The organism is Erythrobacter sp. W36 (assembly GCF_057364935.1).
Window position 1 is genome coordinate 2028545 of record NZ_CP200281.1, and the last position, 20718, is coordinate 2049262.

Consider the following 20718-nt stretch of genomic DNA (forward strand, 5'->3'; position numbering starts at 1 on the left):
CCCCCTGTCACTGCGACAGCTCGTCAACGATACGAGCATGCAGTCCGCGGCTCAGTGGCATAAGGACAAGCGTAATTGAAGCGGCTACTAAAAAGAGGACCGGCGCGATCGCAATATACAGGCCGAGTGATGTCGCCGTTTCAGCGGTTTGAACCTCGCGCTCTGGCTCATAGCCGATGCCTGACAGCAGATAGCCAACGCCCAATCCAGTCAGCGCGCCAGACGCCTTTTGCACGAACAGGCTCGAGCCAAACACAGCGCCTTCGTCGCGCCGCCCATAATTGTAGCGGCCATATTCGACGGTGTCCGGAATGAGTGCCCAAATGATGATCGCAAAGGAAGAGCCAGCAAAGCCGTACAGGATTAGCTGGACCGGCACGCCGCTAACCAAATACGGCCCAAATGCGAACAGCCAAATGCCAGAAAAAGCAGTCACCAATGTCCCAGCATACCAGCATTTCTTCTTGCCCAGCGAGCGCGCGATCAACGTCCAGATTGGCGTCCCGGCAAGCGTGGCGAATGCATAGGATGAGAGGATCACTTCCTTATTAGCAAAGGCGCCTGCATTCGCTTCAATATAGAATGCCATCGGTATGCTGATGCTCGCGCCAGCGGCTGAATTCAGCAGCAACACCAGCAAGAGCATGCGCAGCGCATCATTTTGCGAGAAGGCATCGAGGAAGGACCGCATGCTCCACCCGGTCGGCAAATCATCGCCGCCCAGAGGTGGCTTTTCACGGGTGAGGAAGAAGCACGCGATCAGCGCGAATGTTGCGACAACAGCGCCGAGCAAAGCGGCGAAGAAAGAGCCCTGCCCGGCAAATTCGCCCTGCGTTTCCAATGCACGGCTGAGCGGGAAAAAGAAGCTGGTGACGCACAGCATGCCGCAAAAGGCGAAGAACATGCGCACTCCAGAAAGCTCCGCCCTCTCAACCGAGCTGAAGGTTAGCCGAGCAGACAGCGCCGAGTAGGGCACAGCCACGATGGTGTAGCAGGTTCGGAAAATGATCGCTGAGGCCAAGAGCGCCGCGAACAGCAGCCAACCCTCCAGCGGAGGGGCCCAAAACAATAGGCAGAAAGAAGCACCCAACCCGAAGCTGCCGAACAAAATGAAGGGGCGGTACACGCCATGTTTGCTGCGATTGGCTGCGGCAAAACTGGCCACTAGCGGATCAGAGATCGCATCCCACAACAGGCCAAGCGCATAGATCCAGCTAAGCAAGTTTTGGATCTAGCCCAACCACCTCTGCGTACCAAAAGACCAGGATCAGCGAGAGGCTGTGCCAGTAAATATTGAGCCCAAAATCGCCAATGCCATAGCCCGCAAGGCGCACAGGTTTACCGCCGATCATCAGCTCGCGCGGCCCAGGTGCAGCGGTGTTTGACGCGGCGAAGGACAATTCAAAAACGCCCTACTCCGGCGACTTTGGTGCGCACCGCGACCAAACGATCGGCGGCTGTGATGAACAAGGTGCGCCCATCCTCGCCAAAGGCGCAATTGGCCGTCGCTCGCCCGGTTCCAATCCGGCCCAGACAGCGCGCCTGGGGATCGATCACCAGCACGCCGCCCGGCCCGCCAAGGAAGATGTGACCGCTGGTGGCAACCGCCATTCCATCGGGCAGTCCCCCGGCCTCGTGCATGAACGGCTTTGCATCGAACCATATCTCTCCCCCGCCGATCGGGCCCTCGCCCTGCGCGGGAGTATCAAACCGGCGGATCAGCGGAGCTTCTGGATCGGATTGGCTCACATACAAAGAGCTCTCGTCCGGAGACAACACAATGCCATTGGGAAAGGTCATATCGTCCACAAGTCGCGAAAGCGCGCCATCGCTGCCCAAGCGATAAACGCCATTGGCGTCCTGCTCTTTCATCGGTGAGGCATTGAGCCCTTCCAGCCCGTAGGGCGGATCGGTGAAAAAGATGGTTCCGTCGCTCGCCTCGATCAGATCGTTCGGGCTGTTGAAGCGCTTGCCATTGTATTCGCTCACCAAAGTTCGGCGCTGGCCAGTGGCCATATCGCGCGCTTCGACACCGCGCTTGCCGTGATTGCAAATCAGCAGTTCGCCGCTTTTGCCCATCAGCAGGCCATTGGCACCCGGCTCTCGCATGCCGCCTGCTTGCGCGGGCGCGACGCCTGAGGGATCGAGAAAGACAGAGATGCCGTCCGCCTCGCTCCACGAAAAGGCGCGGTTTTGCGGGACATCCGTGAAATAGAGCCTTTGGCGCGCCGCGTCCCAGGCCGGGCCTTCAGACCACTGATAGCCAACGGAGAGCAGCCGCGCTTGCGCGCCCGTGTCGACAAGATCGGCAAAGCCAGTTTCGAAACGCTCAAAGGTGACAACAGCATCGGCCTGAGACCCGCCAGCAGCATTTAATCCGCCACCGCGATCACCAGCGCAAGCCGCAAGCGCGCTAGCCGAGAGGCCCAGCAATGTTGTCCGACGCGTAAGCTCCATAGTGAATCAATCCCTCCTAGGGCCCTGATATTCCAATATTGACAACCTTGTCAAAAAACGCTGCTAGTAGGACAAGATTGACGAATAGGGATTCGCCTGCGCAAGGCAGCGCGGGCGGGGGAGAGCGGGAATGCAGTTGAAATCAATGAAGCCAGCCTTCGCGCTGGGGCTTAGTCTTGTCGCGGTTAGCTGTGCCTCTGGTAATCAGGTTCAGGTCGCCTCGACTGAGGAGGCGAAGGCGCAAGGCGTCATCAACCCAGAGATTTGGCCTGAGCTACCCGCCACTCCGCTCGATCCGGCGATTGAAGCGCGCATTGATGCGATTATGGCCAAGATGACTTTGGAGCAAAAGGTCGGCCAGACGATGCAGGCCGATTCCGCCTCTGTCACGCCAGAAGATGTAAAGAAATACCGCCTCGGCTCCGTGCTGAGCGGGGGCAATTCCGCGCCTGGTCCTCTGCCCTATGCCGATACGGCCAGCTGGCTGGAAATGGCCGACAAATATTGGGAAGCCTCGACCGATCCTGAAGGCGTTGAGGTCGCTATCCCGGTGATCTGGGGCATTGATGCGGTCCACGGCCACGCCAACCTGCTGGGTGCGACAATTTTCCCGCACAATGTCGGCCTTGGCGCGGCGCGCGACCCTGACCTGATTGAGCGGATCATGGCTGCAACCGCACGCGAGCTGGTCGTATCCGGCCACGATTGGACCTTTGCACCAACCTTGGCCGTGCCGCGCAATGACAATTGGGGCCGCGGCTATGAGGGCTTTTCAGAAGACCCAGAAATCGTCGTTTCCTATTCCGACCGCATCGTAGAGGGCCTGCAAGGCACCTATGGCGAGGCTGACTTCATGGCGCCGGGTAAGATCCTGTCCGCGGCCAAGCACTATATTGGCGACGGCGCGACCGATTATGGCCGCGATCAAGGCGATGCCAGCATTAGCGAAGAGGAGCTGCGCGATATTCACGCCGTCGGCTATCTCCCCGCGCTCAAAGCGCAGGTGCAGACCGTCATGGTCTCGTTCTCCAGCTGGCAGAACGTCAAGATGACGGGTAACAAGGCGCTGATCACAGATGTCCTTAAAGACCGCCTGAACTTCAATGGCTTCGTGGTGAGCGACTGGAACGCGCACGGACAAATTCCGGGTTGTTCCAACACCGATTGCCCAGAGGCGTTCAACGCCGGCATCGATATGTTCATGGCGCCAGACAGCTGGCGCGGCCTTTATGAAAGCACGCTGGCCCATGCGAAGTCGGGACGCATTCCGATGGAGCGATTGGACGACGCGGTTCGCCGGATTTTGCGGGTGAAGCTGCAATATGGCCTGTTTGATCGCGGCGCACCGAGCAGTCGGCAGGATGCTGGCGATGTGAGCCTTCTGGCCAATTCAGAGCATCGCGCGCTCGCCCGCGAGGCGGTTCGCAAATCGCTGGTTCTGCTGAAGAATAACGAGTCGCTGCTGCCGCTTGATCCGGGCAAGACTGTTCTGGTCGTGGGTGATGGCGCAGACAGCATCGCCAAGGCATCCGGCGGCTGGACCCTGTCATGGCAGGGCGGCGCGCACACCAATGACGAATTCCCCAATGGCCAATCGATCCTGAGCGGCATTCAAGAGGCCGTTGGCGCAGCAGGCGGCACGGTGATCTTTGACGAAGATGGCACCGGCAATCATGCCGCCGACGTCGTGATCGCGGTGTACGGCGAGGATGCCTATGCCGAGTTCCAAGGCGATCGTCCGCATCTCGATTTTGCGGTCGATAGCTTCGATACGAACCTGCTCGCTGGCTATCAGGCGGCGGGCACGCCGGTTGTCTCGGTCTTCCTTTCTGGCTAAGCCAATGTGGGTCAATCCAGAGATCAACGCCTCCGATGCCTTTGTCGCCGCATGGCTTCCGGGCAGCGAAGGCGCCGGGGTCAGCGACCTCTTGTTCCGCACCGATCCCGCCTATGATTTCACCGGCAAGCTCTCGTTTTCCTGGCCCAAGCTGGCGAGCCAATCGGAGCTGAACGTCGGCGATAAGGGCTATGATCCGCTGTTCGCCTATGGCTATGGCCTGTCCTATGCCAGCAATGGCAATCTCGCGCAGCTGTCTGAGCGTTCGGGCATCAACACCAGCGGCTCTGCGGTTGGCGATGTTCTGTATGCTGGCGGACGCGCGCCCAATCCGTGGTCGCTCTATGGAATCGTGGGCGGCCAACAGACGCGCCTCAATTCCAGCGTCTGGGACGGCGGCGCATTGTCCTTCACCGGGCTTGATCGCTTGGCGCAGGAGGATTCCCTGAAGATCACCTGGGCCTCTGCAAAGCCTTATGTTCGCATCGGTACAAACGCTCCTGTCGACTTCACGCGCCAGTCAAACGGCGCGATGGAGCTTGCCTTCTTCGTGCGCAACACGGGCACTGCGCCCGCTAGCCTGCGGGTCGCCATGGGCTGTGTTGACGACAGCACCTGCGGCCAAGGCTTGCCGGTGAATGTGACGTCGAGCGAATGGCGCGAAGTGCGCTTGTCGCTGGCCTGTTTTGCGGACCTTGGCGCTGACCTCGGGGCGCTGAGCACCGGCATGATCATTCGCTCTGATGGCCCGGCGTCGATCGGCCTGTCAGACATCCGGCTGGAGCCAGATATTGACGCGACCCGAACTTGCGAATTTTGAGCCAAGCCGCGCTGTGACATGACCGCTCGCCTCGTCATCATCATGGGGCCAAGCGGCTGCGGCAAATCGCGGATTGCGGGCGCATTGGCGAAGGCGATGGCGGCCCCAATGCTGGAGGGTGACGATTTCCATCCGCCTGCAAACCGCGCCAAGATGACAGCTGGCGAACCGCTAACCGATGGCGACCGCGCGGGCTGGATTGATGCTATGCTCGGCGCGATTGCTGAGCGCGAAGAGCCGCTGGTGGTGCTCGCATGCTCGGCACTGACCCGGTATGTTCAGGATCGACTAAGAGCGGTCCCAGGCCGCGAAACCTGCTTCGTTTTGCTTGATGCGCCGCGTGATACATTGGCCGCGAGAATGACAAGCCGCCAGGGTCACTTCATGCCGGTCAGCCTGCTCGACAGCCAGCTTGAAGCGCTCGAAACTCCAGCGGGCGCGATCCGCGTCGACGCGGAACAACCCGTCAGCGCAATTGTCCAGCAAATCGCCACCGCTCTAGAGCACTAGGCCCAGCGCGAGCACCATCGCAAAGCCGACAAGACCCACCAGCGTCGAGGCAACCGTCCACGTCCTCAACGTCTCGCGCTCGGTGAGCCTGAAATAGCGCGACACCAGCCAGAAGCCGCTGTCGTTCACATGGCTGACCACGCTGGCCCCGGCGGCGATGGCGATCACCATGCGCGCGAGATCCCAGCCCTCCAGCCCGGCGGCCAGTGCCAATGGTGCGCACAGTCCCGCCGCCGTCAGCATCGCAACCGTCGCTGAGCCCTGCGCCACCCGCACAATCGCCGCGAGCACGAAACCTGCGACAATCGGGCCAATGCCGAGGCCCGCAAAGCTCTCTGCCAGCATCTTGCCAGCGCCTGTATCGACCAAGACCTGTTTGAAGGCGCCGCCTGCCCCGGTCACCAGCAGGATCACGGCGGTCGGTTCAAACGCGCGCGACAGCCCGTCTTTGAGCCGCACGGCACCCGCCTCATCATCCGCGCTTAGCGCCAAGGCGGCGGCTGCGCAGCCGATCAAGAGCGCGGTGAACGGGTGGCCGAGGAAAGCCAGGATCGAGCTATCAATGCCAAACTGACCGGCGAGCGCAGCGGCCACGATCAGCGCAATCGGCAGCGCCACAACCAAGGCCGCACGCATCGCAAGGCCCGTGTTCGCGGCGCTCTCTTCTTCAGCCCCGTCCCCAGCATCGCTCATCGGCAGCCAGCCGCGTGCATCGGCAAAGCGCGCATAATACGGCCCCGCGATCAGCATGGCTGGAATGCCCGCCGCTAGTCCGCAGATGATCACCAATCCTAGATCAGCCGAAAGGATCTCCGCCACGGCAACCGGGCCGGGCGTTGGCGGGATGAAGGCATGCGCAGTCGCCAGTCCAGCGAGCAGCGGCAATCCGAAGAACAACGCCGGTTTGCCCGCCCGCATTGCCAGCGCTTGCACCAGCGGGAACAGCAGGATCAGGCCTACATCGAAGAACACCGGGATCGCGATCACCAGTCCGACAAAGCCCATCGCAATGCCCGCAGGCCCGGCAGGGCGATTGCCGATGAGCGAGCGCGCGAGCGCTGCTGCGCCGCCGCTTGCCTCAAGATAGACGCCCAGCAATGCGCCCAGTCCCACGATCACGGCGATGAAACCGAGCACACCTGCAAAACCGTTTTGCACCGCCTCGATCACGGCGTCCGGCGCAAGGCCCGCCATCAGACCGGTTGCCAAAGCCGCGACGAGCAGCGCTGCAAAGGCGTTCACCCGCCGCACCAAGATCAGGATCAGTAATCCAGCAACACCAATAGCCGTTGCGATTAAGGGCCGCCATTCGGCCAGAAATGCTACAAAATCGCTCATGCTTTAATCGCCTTCCCGCGCATCATTGCTCAGCTCGGCCGAGCAAGAACACCCGGTCTCCGATGCCAGATGCCTCGGCGAGAGCTTGAAGCTCATCTGATCCAGTGAGTTCTGCGTTCTGCGCAGCCCCTAACTGTCCCGCAATCGGATCGAACCACCGCACACGGTAAGCGCCCGGCTTCACCGTGTCCGCATCCGGCTTAGGCGTCGCATCGCTCCAATAGATCGCATAGTTGCCCTCTGCGTCAGTCAGGCAATAGGCCTCGCCCGCGCACGGCCGCATCGCCCAATACTCAAGGTTCTCTTCAAAGAAATCGAGCGCCACTCGCGTCTGCCGCCACAGCTCAGCGCGGCTGCGCCAATCCTCTGTGGTCAGATCATTGCCGTCCTGATGCGCGCCGAAATACCATTCAACGCCCGCACCGCCGCCCAGCAAAGTGCCCCACAGTGCATGCCGCCGCAGGCTGTCATGCGTCGGATCATCCTTGTCCGCCCGCGCCCCGACCTGCCATTTGCCGATCTCGTCCATAGTGATCGCCCACGGACGGCCCGCCGCGCGCGAGGCCGCGATCCATTTGCGCATTTCAGCATTCACCGTCTCGCGCTCGCTCACCTGAAACGACAGACCGCTTAAGGGTCGTTCGCCAAGCAGCGGCGTCAGGATCGCGTCCTTATCCGCGCCTTCTGAATGGGTGTGGAGCAGGACGGGATGCTCATAGGGATCGTTCGCGGCAAAATGCTCCGCCATCGCCTTGCGCTGCGCGTCGGTTTGCCCCTCGGGCCGCCAATGCACCGGGCCATTTTCCTCGCCCAGGTTCCAAAACAGCGCCGGGTGATGCGCAAATCGCGCGATCAGCTCATTAAAATAAAGCTGCCGCAATGGCCCCGTGTCACCGCCATCCAGCAGCAGTTCGTTCTCGGTTTCTTGCAGCACAATATGCAGCGCAACCCCGCGCGCCTGCATGTGCGCAAACACTGTCTCCCATTGCGCCAGCTTGCTGACATCGAACCGTGTTGGGTCGTCGGGTGAGGCCCACGGCCACACGTCCTTGCCGTCGCCCTCAACATTGTAGGTCAGGAAATAGACCGCGTTCATGCCCTGATCGGCGAGGTAGTTTATCGCCCCGATCAGGCCTTTGCCTTTGCCGCCCTGCCAAGTCGGGTCGCCCTCGCGCCAGTCGCGCACATGCGGAGCGAAAGTGTGAATCTCTCCGCCCGCATCCGCCTCGCCGTCGCGGGCATTGTCAGACATGCGGTAAGTGCCATCGAAGTCGGCGAAGGCTAGCAGGTTTTCCGGGCTGTTCGCCCCGCCCTTTAGCCAAGTCTTCCCGGTTTGCGCGGTGCGGAAATACTGGCCATCTTGGGCGAGTTTTCCGGCGGCATAGAATCCCGTCGCATCCCGCTCTGGCGGCGCTACAGCAAACTTTCCTTGCCATTCGCCCACGCTTTTAGGCGTAGCCTGCGCCGCAGACTTCAATGCGATATCCGGCCCCTGCTCCAGCCGGGCGTAATATTGCCATTCGCCCGGCTCATCCGGCATAAACCGCGCGCGCCAGACGTTCCCGCTATTCGCGCCCGTCTCGCCCGCATTGCCATCGGCGGCGAAGAACCCGCGCGTCGAAACTGCGCGTGTGCCCTTGGTGTAGGTGACCAGCAGGCGTGTGTCTGTGAACGGGTTAAGCGCGCCGGTCTCGCTCAGCTGAGGCCCGGTAAAATCCAGCGTCACTGGCTGCCATTGCTGATACACATTGAGCGCTTCCGGCTCAGCAGAGACAACAGGTGCATTTCCAAGCGGCGACGGCACAGCGCAGCCAGACAGCACCAGTAGGCCCGCCGCGAGTGCGGCAGCGCATGCGGCCCAAGTGCTGCGCATTCTCACCTATTCTTCGCCTGCCGCCTCCAGCGGATCTGGCGGCGTTGGCAGCCCGTTGGAATTCCATTTCCAGAACACGAAGGTCAGCGGCGTATCGCCGGTGTTCTTCACCCCGTGCACATCCCACGGCGCGGCGTAGAGCATATCACCCTTGTTCGCGGTGAAGACCTCCTCACCCACGGTCCATTCGCCCTGCCCCTCCAGCACCATCAGGAATTCCTCCTCGGCGTGGCGATGCGGGGGATGAATTTCGAGGCCCGGCTTGATCGTCGCGGTGCCAGACAACAGGTCGCGCGTGCCCGCCGTCGTCCCGGCGAAGAATTCGGCAAAGGTGCCCCATTCCTCTTCAGTGGATTTGGCGGTTTCGCTGGTCAAAACGGCGGTGGCCAATGCGGGTCCATCCGCTGCCGCCGGAGCCTCGGCATCCGGCTCGCTGGCCTGCGGGCCGCCGCAAGCGGTTAGAGCGCAAGCCGCCAAGCCGAGCATTGCTGCGTGAAATTTCATCAATCCCTCCTCAATTTGAGAATACTGATAACGTTGTCAATCAGTGCGCGCAAGATCACCTGCTGCGCGCAGCCAAACATCTGGGGCGCATCCACAATTCACTGGCTGACTTACAGGGCCGCTTCGACTAGCACATTGGCTAGCGCGCATAAGAGGCGGGGACGGGGCAAATGGGATTGGCCGAATGACGATGGACTGGGTTTCCTTGGCTGAAGAAGCCGCGCAGGTAGCGCGCGCCTACAGCGCAGCGGTCGCAGACAAGACCGCCAGCGTGATTGCGCCGAGCGGCCGGGTCGATGCCGCATTGGCCGAGCGCGAGCAGCGCCTGACCCACGGCTTTGCCTGGATAGCCACCACAATTGAGGCGCTGGAGGCGACCGCTGAGTGGGCGAAATCTGCGCAAAGTGCGGGTGCGTTCCAGACCGTCGACGAGCTAGTCCTACGGATAGGCTTCGGCGAATATTGCGCGCAATTGGCGAGCGGGATTGTAATGAGCGCCAATGAAGTGATCCGTCCGTGTGAATTTGCTCTGGAGGATGCGGCGCTGGCCTTCGCGGCCGATCCCGCCATCGCTCAGCTGATTGCGCAAGGCAGCACGGTGGAGACCCGCGCTGAACTGACCGGGCGATTGAGCCAAGGCGAGCGTCCCTATGAGGGGCTCGGCGATGAAACGCTCGACATGATCCGCACACAATTTCGCGCCTTCACCGCTGACCGGATCACGCCGCATGCCCACGCCTGGCATTTGGCCGATGATCTGATCCCGCTGGAGGTCATCGACGAGATGGCGGAACTCGGCGTCTTTGGCGTGTGCATTGCCGAGGAATATGGCGGGCTAGGCCTCGGCAAACTGGCGATGTCGCTTGTCTCTGAAGAGCTTTCGCGCGGCTGGATCTGTGCGGGATCGCTTGGCACAAGGTCAGAAATTGCGGGCGAGCTGATCGGAGAGAATGGCACAGACTCGCAAAAGGCGGAGCTGCTGCCGAAAATCGCCGACGGCAGCATCTTGCCAACCGCCGTTTTCACAGAGCCTGACACTGGATCAGACCTCGCCTCCGTTCGCACCCGCGCGGCCCAGCAGGCAGATGGAAGCTGGCGCATTCACGGGGCGAAAACCTGGATCACCCATGCCGCGCGCGCTGACCTGATGACGGTCCTTTGCCGCACAAACCCCGACGAACCCGGCTATGGCGGGCTTTCCATGCTGCTCGCGCACAAGGCGCGGGGCACGGACGCGGAGCCTTTCCCCGATACAGGCCTCGACGGCAGCGAGATCGAAGTGCTCGGCTATCGCGGGATGAAGGAATATGCGCTCGGCTTTGACGATTTTCCCGTGGCTGAAACCGGCCTGCTCGGCGGGGCAGAGGGCCAAGGCTTCAAGCAATTGATGCGCACCTTCGAAGGCGCGCGCATTCAAACCGCCGCCCGCGCCATTGGCGTTGCTTGGAACGCCTTCGACCTCGCACTTGGCTATGCGCTGGAACGCAAGCAATTTGGCAAGAACCTCACCGCCTTTCCGCGCGTCTCAGACAAGCTGGCGATGATGGCGGCAGAGACGGTGATGGCGCGCGAACTCACCTATGCCGCCGCCCGGCACAAGGACCAGGGCGAGCGCTGCGATATCGAGGCGGGCATGGCGAAACTGCTCGCCGCCCGCGTTGCCTGGGCCAATGCGGACAATGCGCTGCAAGTGCACGGAGGCAATGGCTATGCGCTGGAATATCCGATCAGCCGGGTGCTGTGCGATGCGCGCATTCTCAACATTTTCGAAGGCGCTGGCGAGATCCAGGCCCATGTCATCGGGCGCGGCCTCACCGCGGCTCACATCAAAGCCTAGCGCACGCGCTTATAGTCTTCTCCGCCGATCCACAGCACGCCGTAGCGGCCAAAATTGGCGCTGCTTTTGCGCGAACCGCTGTAAAACACGGTGGTGCGCACAACCCGGCCATTGCCATATCGCAGGGTCAGATTTGGTCCCGACAAATCCCAACGACCCGAGGTGCTAGAGCTCGCGCGGCCCACGCCAGCGCCCGAGCTAGCGGTCTTTTTAGAGCTGTGCGAAAACGTGCCGTCATTGCGAAAATTGAACTGCTTCACCTGCGCCGTAATGGTCCCGCCGCCCAGCGCCACATTGCCGCCGCCGCCAATCGCTTGATATCTGCCGACCAGCTGGCTCTTACCGGGCAAAGCGCGCGGCGGACCGACCGTGGGTTTGAGATCTGATGTATCACCGTCACCCCAACGCACGCGGTAATTCGCTCCGGCGCGCTGCCACGTGCCGACATTGGCTGACTTCTGCCGCCGGATCGCCGCCAGATCAACGCTATCCAACGCATATCCGCCCAGCTTCGCCGCAGAGCCGTTCTTCATCAGAGCCACCAATTCGTAATTCGGATAGGCCGCACCGCCGACCCCATATTTATAGCTTAGTTCAAACAGCACAGAGGCAACCTCTGGCCCGCGCCCCTTTGGCGCAGAAACTGGCGTTGCGGCTGGCCGAGACTGCGCGGGCGATCCAGCAGCGGTTGCGGCGCTGGCCGAGCCACTGCCGCCAGAAAGCGCCGCCATTTTCTGGACGCTCGCCGTCATGCGCGCGCTCAAACCCGGCTCTGTTTTAGGGGCCAGATGCGTGACAGTTAGAAACTCGCCATTGCTCTGGCGCACGCCGATGACCTTGCCCCGCATCTCCGCGCCGCGTTTGCTGTACTCCACATCATGCACCGCCAGCGATCCGGCGCTGCTGGGCGAGGAGACAGTGATTTGATCCGCGCCATTGGTCATGGTCGTCGCAAGGTCAGCGAGAGCGGCGGCGGGGTCAGTCACGCCTGCCACTACGCGGAACACCATCACCTCCCGGCCGGAGGGAGAGCGATAGACAATCAGCCCGCGGCTTTCGGAGCGTTCCCAACCGGCCGGGGCGACCGCAGCGGGATTGGCCAAGGCGGCTAGGCGCGCTGATCGACGTTCCAAGCGCGGCGGCAAACAGGGCAAGTGGGCAAGCAATTATGAGGCGCATAGGCTAAGGCTCCATCTGGCTTTGCGCATGCCCCAAACCTGCGCAAAATTCGTGTGATGGTGTCAGCCTATCATGAGAGTGCGCAATGCCAAAATTGCCCGCATTGCCCGTGTGCTACGCGCTATTTCTTCACTGGCGGCTGCTTGCGCGTGAACACCAGCTCGCTCTCGCTGGAGGCCGCCGCATCATAGGCATAACCTTCCGCGTTGAAGTCCTTCAGACCCTCCGCCCGGTCGATCCGATTGTCCATGATCCAGCGCGCCATGAGCCCGCGCGCGAATTTGACGTGATACATGAGCCGCCGCGCCTCACCATCCTTCACGTTGAGGAAGCTCGCGGTGAGCACCGGCGCATCCAGCGCGCTCTGATCGACGGCTTTGAAGTATTCGTTCGACGCCAGATTGACGACCGTCTGATCGCCATGATCCGCCAGATCGCTTTTCAGCGTTTCGGCGATCCGGCTGCCCCAGAAATCATACAGCGACTTGCCGCGATCATTGGCCATCTTCGTGCCCATTTCCAGGCGATATGGCTGGATAACATCCATCGGACGGAGCAGACCATATAGGCCGGAAAGAATACGCAAATGCTCCTGAGCATAGCTGAGCGAAGTCTCATCCATGCTGCTCGCCTCCAGCCCCCAATAGACATCGCCGTCAAAAGTCAAACCCGCTGGTTTGGCGGAATTGCTGCGCCCCTCCAGATCGAACACGCGAAAGCGCTCTTCATTAAGCTCAGCCAGCTTGTCCGAGATGTGCATCAAGCGTTTGAGATCGGCGGCGGATTGCTGCTTTGCAACGCCAGCAATCTCGCGCGTGTCCTTGGCCAGGCGCGGCTGCGTGATCTCTAGGCTAGTCTCCAGCGGATCAAAGTTCAGCTTCTTGGCAGGCGAAAGCAAGGTGATCATCGGTCGTCATGTCCTATCAGCACTGGCGGCGGGAATGCGCGCAAACAAAGGCTGGAATGCGTGTGGAATATGGGGAGGATGAAACAGCTTTAAACGGCTGATGGCAAGCGGTGATGCGCGGCAATCATCGGCAAAATTGCGGCCACACAGATCGATTGCTTCGCTTAATTGGCTGCGCGCCGGGGTCGAAGCGCGGTTTATGTCACCGCTGACATGGCGTGGAACTCTGGCCTGTCCCAGCTGCGCGTCTCGCAAATCTCGCTGAGCCGCTGGACCGCCTCGACAATGTCTGCATAGCGCAAATACAGCGGGGTCAGGCCCAGACGCAGCACATCTGGCGCGCGGAAATCGCCGATCACATCGCGGGTCTTTAGGGCCTGCGCGATCGCATAGGCGTTGGGATGCGCGAAAGAGACGTGGCTGCCGCTTTCCGCTCGGTTTTGCGGGCTCACCAACTCAAAGCCATATTGCGCGCACAGCGGCTGCATCTGCGCGATCAAGAGCTCTGCCAGCTTCACCGATTTCGCCCGCACATCGCCCATATCCGCCTTCGCGATCAGGTCCACACCCGCCTCTAATGCGACCATTCCCAGCACTGGCGGGGTGCCGCACAGAAAGCGCTCGATCCCGCTCGCCGCATCATATTGCTCTTCAAAGGCGAAGGGGCGCGCGTGGCCAAACCATCCGGCCAGCACTGCATCGGCGTGCTGGTGACGCTGCGCGACATACATGTAAGCGGGCGCGCCCGGCCCGCCGTTGAGGAACTTATAACCGCAGCCAATCGCGAAATCCGCGCCCGAGCCGTTGAGATCAACCTCAATCGCGCCGGTCGAATGGCTAAGATCCCAGATCACCAGAACGCCGTGCTCATGCGCAGCCGCGTTGACCGCCGCCATGTCGCGCATTGCGCCGGTCTTATAATGCACCTGCGTCAGCAGCAGGACGGCAACGTCGTCATCCAAGCGGCCAAGCACGTCGCTCGCAGGCACCGCGAGCGAGCGCACTGTGCCCCCGCTGAGCCGCTCCAGCCCCTGCATCATGTAATGGTCGGTCGGGAAATTGCCTTCCTCAGTCAGGATCAGCGAGCGCCCTGACTGCAAGGACAACGCCGCACCCAAAGCCTTGAAGATATTCACCGACGTGCTGTCCGCAGCAATCACTTCGCCCGGATTTGCGCCGATCAAGGCGGCAATCTTATCGCCAATCCGGCGCGGCGAATTCACCCAATCCGCGCCCAACCATGAGGTGATAAGGCCCTCGCCCCATTGCTCGCCAACCGCATCCTGCATGGCCGCCATCGTCGCCTTGGGCAGAGCACCAAGCGAGTTGCCATCGAGGTAAATCAGCCCATCGCGCAGCTGGAATCGATCACGAAACTCGCGCAAAGGATCATTCGCATCGAGCGCTGCCACTTGGTCTGCCAATGATGTCATGCCGCCAGCTCCCTTAAAATCGCGCGCACCGGGCTTGCATCGGCCCCGGCAATCGCCAGTGGCAATGCGATCAGCTCATATTGGCCGGGCGGCACATCATCGAGCACCAGGCCTTCCAAAATCCGCATATCGCCCGCGCACACTTCGTGATGGGCGTCCATCGTCTTGGATGTTTCCGGGTCAAGCGACGGCGCGTCAGTGCCGATCAGGCGCACACCGCCCTCACGCAATCGCGCAATCACGCGCGCATCAACCGCGGTGAAATTGGAATCCCAGACTTTATGCGGAAAGCGCTCATAAGTGCGAATAATCACGCGGCTTTCGCCTGCAATTGTCTGCCAGTCGAGATCGCCCTCCTGCACGCTGCCAACGGCATGGCGCGCGTCGATTACTAGGCAGAGGCCAAGATAGGGCTCAAGATCGCATTCATCGCTCGCAATGCCAGCCGGGTCATAATGCAGCGGCGCATCGCCATGCGTGCCAGTGTGCAGCGGCAGCGACAGTTCCCCGATATTGACCGGGCAATCTGGCCCGATTTCGACATTGCGCTTGATCACAACCGGCGGCTCGCCCGGCCACAGCGGGATACCCGCATGAATACGCTGGGAAATGTCCCAGATCCGGGGCGCGCTCATGAAACGGGACACTGTGAATAATCGCCGCCTTCTTTGGGCGCGTTCATGCGGGTGCGCATCGACCACAGCTCTGGGAAGAAATTGAGATCGAGCGCTTTCACGAGGTAATTGACGCCAGATGAACCGCCGGTCCCGTGCTTGTGTCCGATCACACGCGAGACAGTTTTCATGTGCTTGAAACGCCATTCCTGGAAGTAATATTCGAGCGCCGTGACCTTCTCGCCAAGCGTGTAAAGCTCCCAATGCTGATCAGGATTGGTGTAGATCGCGAGCCATGCGTCTTCGACCGCATCGCTGGGCTCATAGGGCTCGCTCCAGTCGCGCTTTAGCTTACGCGCAGGGATATCGAGCCCGCCGCGCGCCAGTGCCGCTAGCACTTCGTCATAGAGCGAGGGTTCTTGTAGAACCTGCGTCAGCTGCTCTGTCGCCTCGCCATTGTCATGGTGGACCAAAATGAGGTCCGGGCGTTTCAGGCCCAGCAGGAATTCCAGCTCGCGATATTGGTGCGATTGGAAACCCGATGCCTTTCGCAGGAATCCGCGAAAGGTCAGGAAATCATGCGGGCTCAGCGTCGCCAGCACCTCCCAACTGTGGATCATATGGCGCATGATGGTGGCCGTCCGGTCGAGCGTCTTACCCGCCCTGCCCAGCTCGTCTGCGCGCAAGGCAGCAATCGCCTCGCGCACCTCATGCAGCATTAGCTTGATCCACAGCTCCATGGTCTGATGCATGATGATGAACAGCATTTCGTCGGGCTTGTCCGAGACCGGGATCTGGCTGCTAAGCAATTGATCGGTTTGCAAATGGCGGCCGTAGGTGAGGCCCTTGTCCCACTGGATCGTCTCGCCTTGGATCACCGCTTCGAAGGTCTCCACGCCGTCCTCGATCCGGCGCGTGATCGGCGAGCCTTCAGGCAGCTCGCCGCTTGGTTTCTTGTCGCTCATTCCCCGCCCACCTTAAACTCAATATCGCTCGGATCGCCTTTGCCGGGCGCTAGGACTTTCAGATCCTTCAGCTCGTCATAGACGGCGCCAAGGCTGGTCGTCTCCATTTCTTCGAGCAGGGCTGCAAAGCTCTCAATCACAAAATAAGTCGGCTGAAACGTGTCAAACCGATAATCCGTGCGCATCATACGCGGCAGATTGAACCGCAACCGCCGCGCGCTGTCGCCGCTAACCGCATGCACCGTCTCGGCATAGCTGGAGAGCAGACCCGCGCCGTAAGCTTTCACTCCGGCGCCCTCATGGATCAGGCCAAATTCGACCGTGTGCAGATAGAGTCGGCCAAGCAGATCAGACACGCCCTTGTTTTTCGCGCGTAGTCCCGCGCGGCCATAGGCAGCCATGAAATCGCCAAAGGTACGGTCGACGAACATTGGCAAATGGCCAAAGACATCGTGAAACATGTCCGGCTCATCATTGTAATCGAGCGAGGAATGCTGGCGCAGAAAGTTTGAAACCGGAAAACGGCGCTGCGACAAGTGCTTAAAGAACACATCTGTCGGGATCACGCCGGGGACAGCAACCGCTTGCCATCCAGTCGCCGCGAGAAAACGCGGGTTGAACTCGGCGTAGTCCGGAATGCCATTTTCGGCGAGCTGCAGGGCCGCGAGCCCATCCAGGAAAGCCGCAGACGCCAGCCCCTGCAACCCGGCCGATTGCCGGGTGACGAGATCGCGCCAGCGCGCGTGATCCTGCTCAGAAAACTGCGCCCAATCCTGCGGAATGGTCCAATCATCCGCCGCGCCCTGTGGCGGTTTTTCAGTCATGCGAAGCTGTTCCATGACCCTTCAATAAGCCGTTCCGGCCAAGAAACCAATCTCAGTGCGTTTACCCCGAAACCGGCAGAAACGGGGTTTCGGGCGGAGACTGCCCTGCGCTCAGCCGCCTCCAATCATCACAAGGCCTATGGATTACGCAAATCGTGTGATAGCAAGTCATTGAAGCCAATAGTTTGAGAGGGGAACTGGCATATGCGCGTGGCTCTAGCAGATGACGAAAAGGAACTGCTCGAACAGGTTTCTGCCATCGTGGTGGGGGCCGGACATGAGGTGGAGACATTCCTCGATGGGTCCGCGCTGCAACGGGCGCTGCAACGCGAGACGTATGACATAGTGCTGCTCGATTGGAACATGCCGGGCATGACCGGGCCAGAGGTGGTCAGCTGGGCGTCTGAGAATATGGACACGCCGCCGCCGTTTATCGTGATGACCAGCCGCGCGGCGAAAGAAGACGTGGTTCACGGCCTGGAAGCGGGCGCGGTAGATTACATTATCAAGCCGGAATCCGACGAAGTGATCAAAGCGCGTATGGAAGCAGCCGCGCGCCGCAACGAAACCTCAAAGCCCGACGTCCACGCGAGTTACGGCAAATATTCGCTCGACCGCAAAGCGAAAGCGATCACCGTTGACGGCGAAGATGTGCAAGTGACCTCGCGCGAGTTCGATTTGATCGATCTGTTCTTCCAGAACTTTGACCGGCCACTTTCACGCGGCTATCTGCTATCCAAGGTTTGGGGCGGCAATGCCGACCTCGAAACGCGCACGGTCGATGTTCACATCTCGCGGCTTCGCGCCAAGCTGAAGCTGGAGCCTGCCAATGGCTTTGTGATCAGCACCGTTTTTGGATTTGGATATCGGATGGATGCGTATAATGATGAGCCGTCCGATGAAGAGTGAGATATGATCCGCAATCAACGGTTCCTCAGCAGCGCAATCCTAGCGGCATCTTGCAGCCTAGCCACCGCTTGCGCGGTGACCATGCCGCCGCAGATCAGCTCCAGCACGGGTGCGGCTCCCAGCGCGCAATCGGTCCATCTGCTGAAACCGGACAAGGATCAGGTGCAGCTGTTGGCGCTGCATTCAGCCCTCAAGCAAAGCCTGGCCGCCAAAGGTATTACCGTCGCGGAGGACGCGGATGTCGTGGCCGAGTTGGCCCTGTCTCAGCGAGCAGCGAGCCTCGGCGTGTTCGCCAGTGAGGCTGGAGAGAACAAAGAGCCGCCGCGCCCTGTTACTGAGCCTCGCAAAGCACGGTTGCTCGACCTGTGCGAAGCAGTGACAGTGGTAGCGAGCCTTGCCTTATTCGACCGTGCGAGCGGCAGGCCGGTGCAGCAGAGCAAAGCACAAGGCACCATTTGCGAAGGCAAAGAGCCACCGATGGATGAGTTCGCGGAAATTCTGGTGAGCGAGCTCGCCAGCAATTAATCGCTGATCATCTGCTCACAGTTTAGAATGATCTCAAACGAGGTGCCGCCATCCGATTTGGTGCGTACCCTGATCTCTGCCTCGTGTTCGTCGACGACCTTTTTCACATAAGCCAGACCTAAGCCCGCGCTGGGCCCTGCGCCTTTGGTGCGCGCGCCAAAGCGAGCAAACGGATTGCTCACGCGTTCAGGCGGCAGGCCGGGGCCTTCGTCGACAACCTCGATCACCGGCGCGCTGTTCTCGCCGCCCTTCAAGGCGACTTTGACGGTTTCGCCTTTGGACGAGAACTTGAGCGCGTTGCCGATCAGATTGTCGATCGCGCGCGAGAGCGAATAGGCTTCCACCATGCAGAACACCGGCTCCATCGGCAGGCTGGTCTCCAGCTTGATATGCTTGCGTTTTGCGAGCGGATAGGCCCGATCGGTGGCCTCGTGCAGCAAAGCGCCAATATCGGTCTCAATCGGCTCAATGCCTTCATATTCCAGCCGGGCGATCTGCACGAAATCATCGGTCAGCTTGAGCGTGCGGCGCGCTTGGCTCTCAATTCGCTCCATGCGCTCCTGTTCGGGCAGGTTTTTACCCGCCGCTCCAACCAGACCGACGATTGCCGCCTGCGGAGAGCGCATATCGTGCGACAGAAACTCCAGCATTTCGCGGCGCTGCTGCTCGCTTTCGCGGATCTTAGTGATGTCGCGCATGGTGATGATCTTGATCTGCTCGTCGATCTCCACCTCAGAGGATGCGACCAGAAACTCGCGGCCATCCGCGGATGTTATCTCTTCCATCTTGGTGTCGAACTGCGCGCGGTTTTCGGCGAGCAATTGGAACAGCGTCAGCCCCGACCAATCGCTCTCCTCGCCAAACATGACCATCGCCTGTTCGTTCATCAGGATCGCGCGGTCCTCTGCATCGAACACCATCATCGGGTCGGGTGAGGCGGACAGCGTCTTGCGTAGGAACGCCAGCCGCTCACGCGTGGCTCCGATCAGATTGCGCATCAAGGAAACCTGACGCGCGACCGTGTCAAAGCCGGAGCTGCCATCGGCGACCTCTTTGCCCGCGCGCGGCATCAGTGCCTGCGCTTCAACCTCTAGGAACCGGCTGACCGCGCTAAGCCGCCGCCAGCCCCACAGCGGATAGGCCACCACCACGCCTAGGATCGCGGGGAACACAGGCATCCAATGGCCCGACACCACCAGCGCGGTGGATAGCGCCACCAGTGCCGCGATCAGCGCAAGCGATAATCGCAATCCCCACACGGGTGGGAATTGCCAGAAGGTGAGAAACAGCAGCGCAATCGCCGCGACCAAAGCAGCACCAACGATCCAATCGTCAAGGTCCGCGATCAGCTCATTTTGCAGGATCGCGCTTAAGAGGTTCGCCTGCATTTCGACCCCGCTCATGATCCGCCCGGCATGATCTGCAACGGTGTAACGGTCCCCGAGCCCTTGCGCGGTCGATCCGATCAGCACGATTTTGCCAGACAGAAACTCGCGAGACGCCTGGCCAGCGACCACATCGCCCGCCGAATAGCTGACGAATGAGCCATAGGGGTGCATAGGCACAATCGGCTCAGCGGTGTCCTGCGGCAATTCCACAGTTTCCGCATCTGCACTCAGCGCGGCGACCTTGGTCAGATGGTCATATTGCTGGCCGCTCGCTTCGAATTCGAGCGCGAAGCGGCGGACCACGCCGTCGCTATCGGCGCCAACGGACACATGCCCCACATCCTGCGCTGCATTGGCCAGCTCAGGGATGGGAAAAACCGGAACCGGGTCGTTAGATGCACCCAATGGCCGCGCAAAGGCATGGGCCAGGATCACATTGCCAGCCTCCGCCACAGAGCGGCTCAATTGCGCATCGCTTTCTGGCTGGGTCGGGTCGACAAACAGAATATCGACCACGGTCAGCTTCGGGCCATAAGTCGACAATTGATCGATCAGCTCGGCATGGCGCGCCCGGTCCCACGGCCAATTGCCAATCTCTGACAAAGCGCGGTCATCAATTTCGACAATGACGATCTCGTCCGATGGCTCTGCCATGCGGTATTGCGAGGCAAAATCGAGCAGGCTGTAGTCGATCCGGTGCGTCCATTCCTGCTGCCATGCGGTCAGCACGAGCACAATGGTCGCGCCAAACAGCAGCAGCCATTCGCCGAACAGACGGAAATTCTTCATGCGGACGCT

General features: G+C 60.8%; 19 protein-coding genes. 6 read left to right on the plus strand and 13 right to left on the minus strand.

The features are described from left to right. Window positions 1–7: 7 nt before the first annotated feature. The 3 genes from AC0V6U_RS09775 to AC0V6U_RS09785 are packed head-to-tail and all read right to left on the minus strand — an operon-like array spanning window position 8 to window position 2457. Entirely contained in the window at window positions 8–1222 is a 1215-nt protein-coding gene (locus AC0V6U_RS09775) for an MFS transporter (protein ID WP_472642981.1), read from the minus strand. Continuing rightward, complete coding sequence (locus tag AC0V6U_RS09780) at window positions 1215–1400, minus strand: hypothetical protein (RefSeq protein ID WP_472642982.1); 186 nt, start codon at window positions 1398–1400, stop codon at window positions 1215–1217. Before AC0V6U_RS09780 ends, AC0V6U_RS09775 begins: the two co-directional genes overlap by 8 nt. Before the next feature lies 1 nt (window position 1401). Further along, complete coding sequence (locus AC0V6U_RS09785; RefSeq protein WP_472642983.1) at window positions 1402–2457, minus strand: SMP-30/gluconolactonase/LRE family protein; 1056 nt, start codon at window positions 2455–2457, stop codon at window positions 1402–1404. Window positions 2458–2587: 130 nt separating this feature from the next. Between AC0V6U_RS09785 and AC0V6U_RS09790 the strand changes: the two genes are divergently transcribed. The 3 genes from AC0V6U_RS09790 to AC0V6U_RS09800 are packed head-to-tail and all read left to right on the plus strand — an operon-like array spanning window position 2588 to window position 5624. Next, on the plus strand, window positions 2588–4294 hold the full coding sequence (locus AC0V6U_RS09790) for a glycoside hydrolase family 3 protein (protein ID WP_472642984.1): 1707 nt from the start codon (window positions 2588–2590) through the stop codon (window positions 4292–4294). 4 nt (window positions 4295–4298) lie between these two features. Continuing rightward, on the plus strand, window positions 4299–5114 hold the full coding sequence (locus AC0V6U_RS09795) for a putative glycoside hydrolase (RefSeq protein ID WP_472642985.1): 816 nt from the start codon (window positions 4299–4301) through the stop codon (window positions 5112–5114). A gap of 18 nt (window positions 5115–5132) precedes the next feature. Continuing rightward, on the plus strand, window positions 5133–5624 hold the full coding sequence (locus AC0V6U_RS09800; RefSeq protein WP_472642986.1) for a gluconokinase: 492 nt from the start codon (window positions 5133–5135) through the stop codon (window positions 5622–5624). On the opposite strand, the gene AC0V6U_RS09805 is transcribed toward AC0V6U_RS09800, so the two are convergent. The 3 genes from AC0V6U_RS09805 to AC0V6U_RS09815 are packed head-to-tail and all read right to left on the minus strand — an operon-like array spanning window position 5613 to window position 9339. Beyond that, a complete protein-coding gene (locus AC0V6U_RS09805; protein WP_472642987.1) occupies window positions 5613–6962 on the minus strand; it encodes a GntP family permease in 1350 nt (449 codons plus the stop codon). The two genes, AC0V6U_RS09800 and AC0V6U_RS09805, sit on opposite strands and share 12 nt — an antisense overlap. Before the next feature lie 22 nt (window positions 6963–6984). Continuing rightward, entirely contained in the window at window positions 6985–8835 is a 1851-nt protein-coding gene (locus AC0V6U_RS09810) for a DUF5060 domain-containing protein (protein ID WP_472642988.1), read from the minus strand. A 6-nt stretch (window positions 8836–8841) separates the two neighbouring features. Then, window positions 8842–9339 carry a cupin domain-containing protein gene (locus tag AC0V6U_RS09815; protein ID WP_472642989.1) on the minus strand — a complete coding sequence of 166 codons (498 nt, stop codon included), beginning with the start codon at window positions 9337–9339 and terminating at the stop codon, window positions 8842–8844. 184 nt (window positions 9340–9523) lie between these two features. Between AC0V6U_RS09815 and AC0V6U_RS09820 the strand changes: the two genes are divergently transcribed. Beyond that, the gene (locus AC0V6U_RS09820) at window positions 9524–11176 is read left to right on the plus strand and encodes an acyl-CoA dehydrogenase family protein (RefSeq protein ID WP_472642990.1); all 1653 of its coding nucleotides are present in this window, start codon (window positions 9524–9526) and stop codon (window positions 11174–11176) included. On the opposite strand, the gene AC0V6U_RS09825 is transcribed toward AC0V6U_RS09820, so the two are convergent. The 6 genes from AC0V6U_RS09825 to phhA all read right to left on the minus strand — a co-directional run bounded on the left by AC0V6U_RS09825 (window position 11173) and on the right by phhA (window position 17098). Further along, window positions 11173–12309 (minus strand): hypothetical protein, encoded by a 1137-nt coding sequence (locus tag AC0V6U_RS09825; protein WP_472642991.1) that lies wholly within the window; start codon window positions 12307–12309, stop codon window positions 11173–11175. The two genes, AC0V6U_RS09820 and AC0V6U_RS09825, sit on opposite strands and share 4 nt — an antisense overlap. 167 nt (window positions 12310–12476) lie before the next feature. Continuing rightward, window positions 12477–13262 (minus strand): peroxide stress protein YaaA, encoded by a 786-nt coding sequence (yaaA, locus tag AC0V6U_RS09830; RefSeq protein WP_472642992.1) that lies wholly within the window; start codon window positions 13260–13262, stop codon window positions 12477–12479. Between the two features lie 197 nt (window positions 13263–13459). Beyond that, complete coding sequence (kynU, locus tag AC0V6U_RS09835; RefSeq protein ID WP_472642993.1) at window positions 13460–14695, minus strand: kynureninase; 1236 nt, start codon at window positions 14693–14695, stop codon at window positions 13460–13462. Next, window positions 14692–15330 (minus strand): arylformamidase, encoded by a 639-nt coding sequence (gene kynB / locus AC0V6U_RS09840; RefSeq protein WP_472642994.1) that lies wholly within the window; start codon window positions 15328–15330, stop codon window positions 14692–14694. The genes kynU and kynB overlap by 4 nt, the downstream gene beginning before the upstream one ends. Next, a complete protein-coding gene (locus AC0V6U_RS09845) occupies window positions 15327–16274 on the minus strand; it encodes a tryptophan 2,3-dioxygenase (RefSeq protein ID WP_472642995.1) in 948 nt (315 codons plus the stop codon). The genes kynB and AC0V6U_RS09845 overlap by 4 nt, the downstream gene beginning before the upstream one ends. After that, a complete protein-coding gene (phhA, locus tag AC0V6U_RS09850; RefSeq protein WP_472642996.1) occupies window positions 16271–17098 on the minus strand; it encodes a phenylalanine 4-monooxygenase in 828 nt (275 codons plus the stop codon). The genes AC0V6U_RS09845 and phhA overlap by 4 nt, the downstream gene beginning before the upstream one ends. 204 nt (window positions 17099–17302) lie before the next feature. Here phhA and AC0V6U_RS09855 point away from each other — a divergent pair, with 204 nt between their 5' ends. Together AC0V6U_RS09855 and AC0V6U_RS09860 are read left to right on the plus strand one after the other, a co-directional pair. Beyond that, complete coding sequence (locus AC0V6U_RS09855) at window positions 17303–18007, plus strand: response regulator transcription factor (RefSeq protein WP_472642997.1); 705 nt, start codon at window positions 17303–17305, stop codon at window positions 18005–18007. Between the two features lie 3 nt (window positions 18008–18010). Next, window positions 18011–18532, plus strand: coding sequence for a hypothetical protein (locus AC0V6U_RS09860; RefSeq protein WP_472642998.1), 522 nt, complete (start codon window positions 18011–18013; stop codon window positions 18530–18532). Here AC0V6U_RS09860 and AC0V6U_RS09865 read toward each other — a convergent pair. Beyond that, the gene (locus AC0V6U_RS09865; protein ID WP_472642999.1) at window positions 18529–20709 is read right to left on the minus strand and encodes a CHASE2 domain-containing protein; all 2181 of its coding nucleotides are present in this window, start codon (window positions 20707–20709) and stop codon (window positions 18529–18531) included. The two genes, AC0V6U_RS09860 and AC0V6U_RS09865, sit on opposite strands and share 4 nt — an antisense overlap. Window positions 20710–20718: the final 9 nt, after the last annotated feature.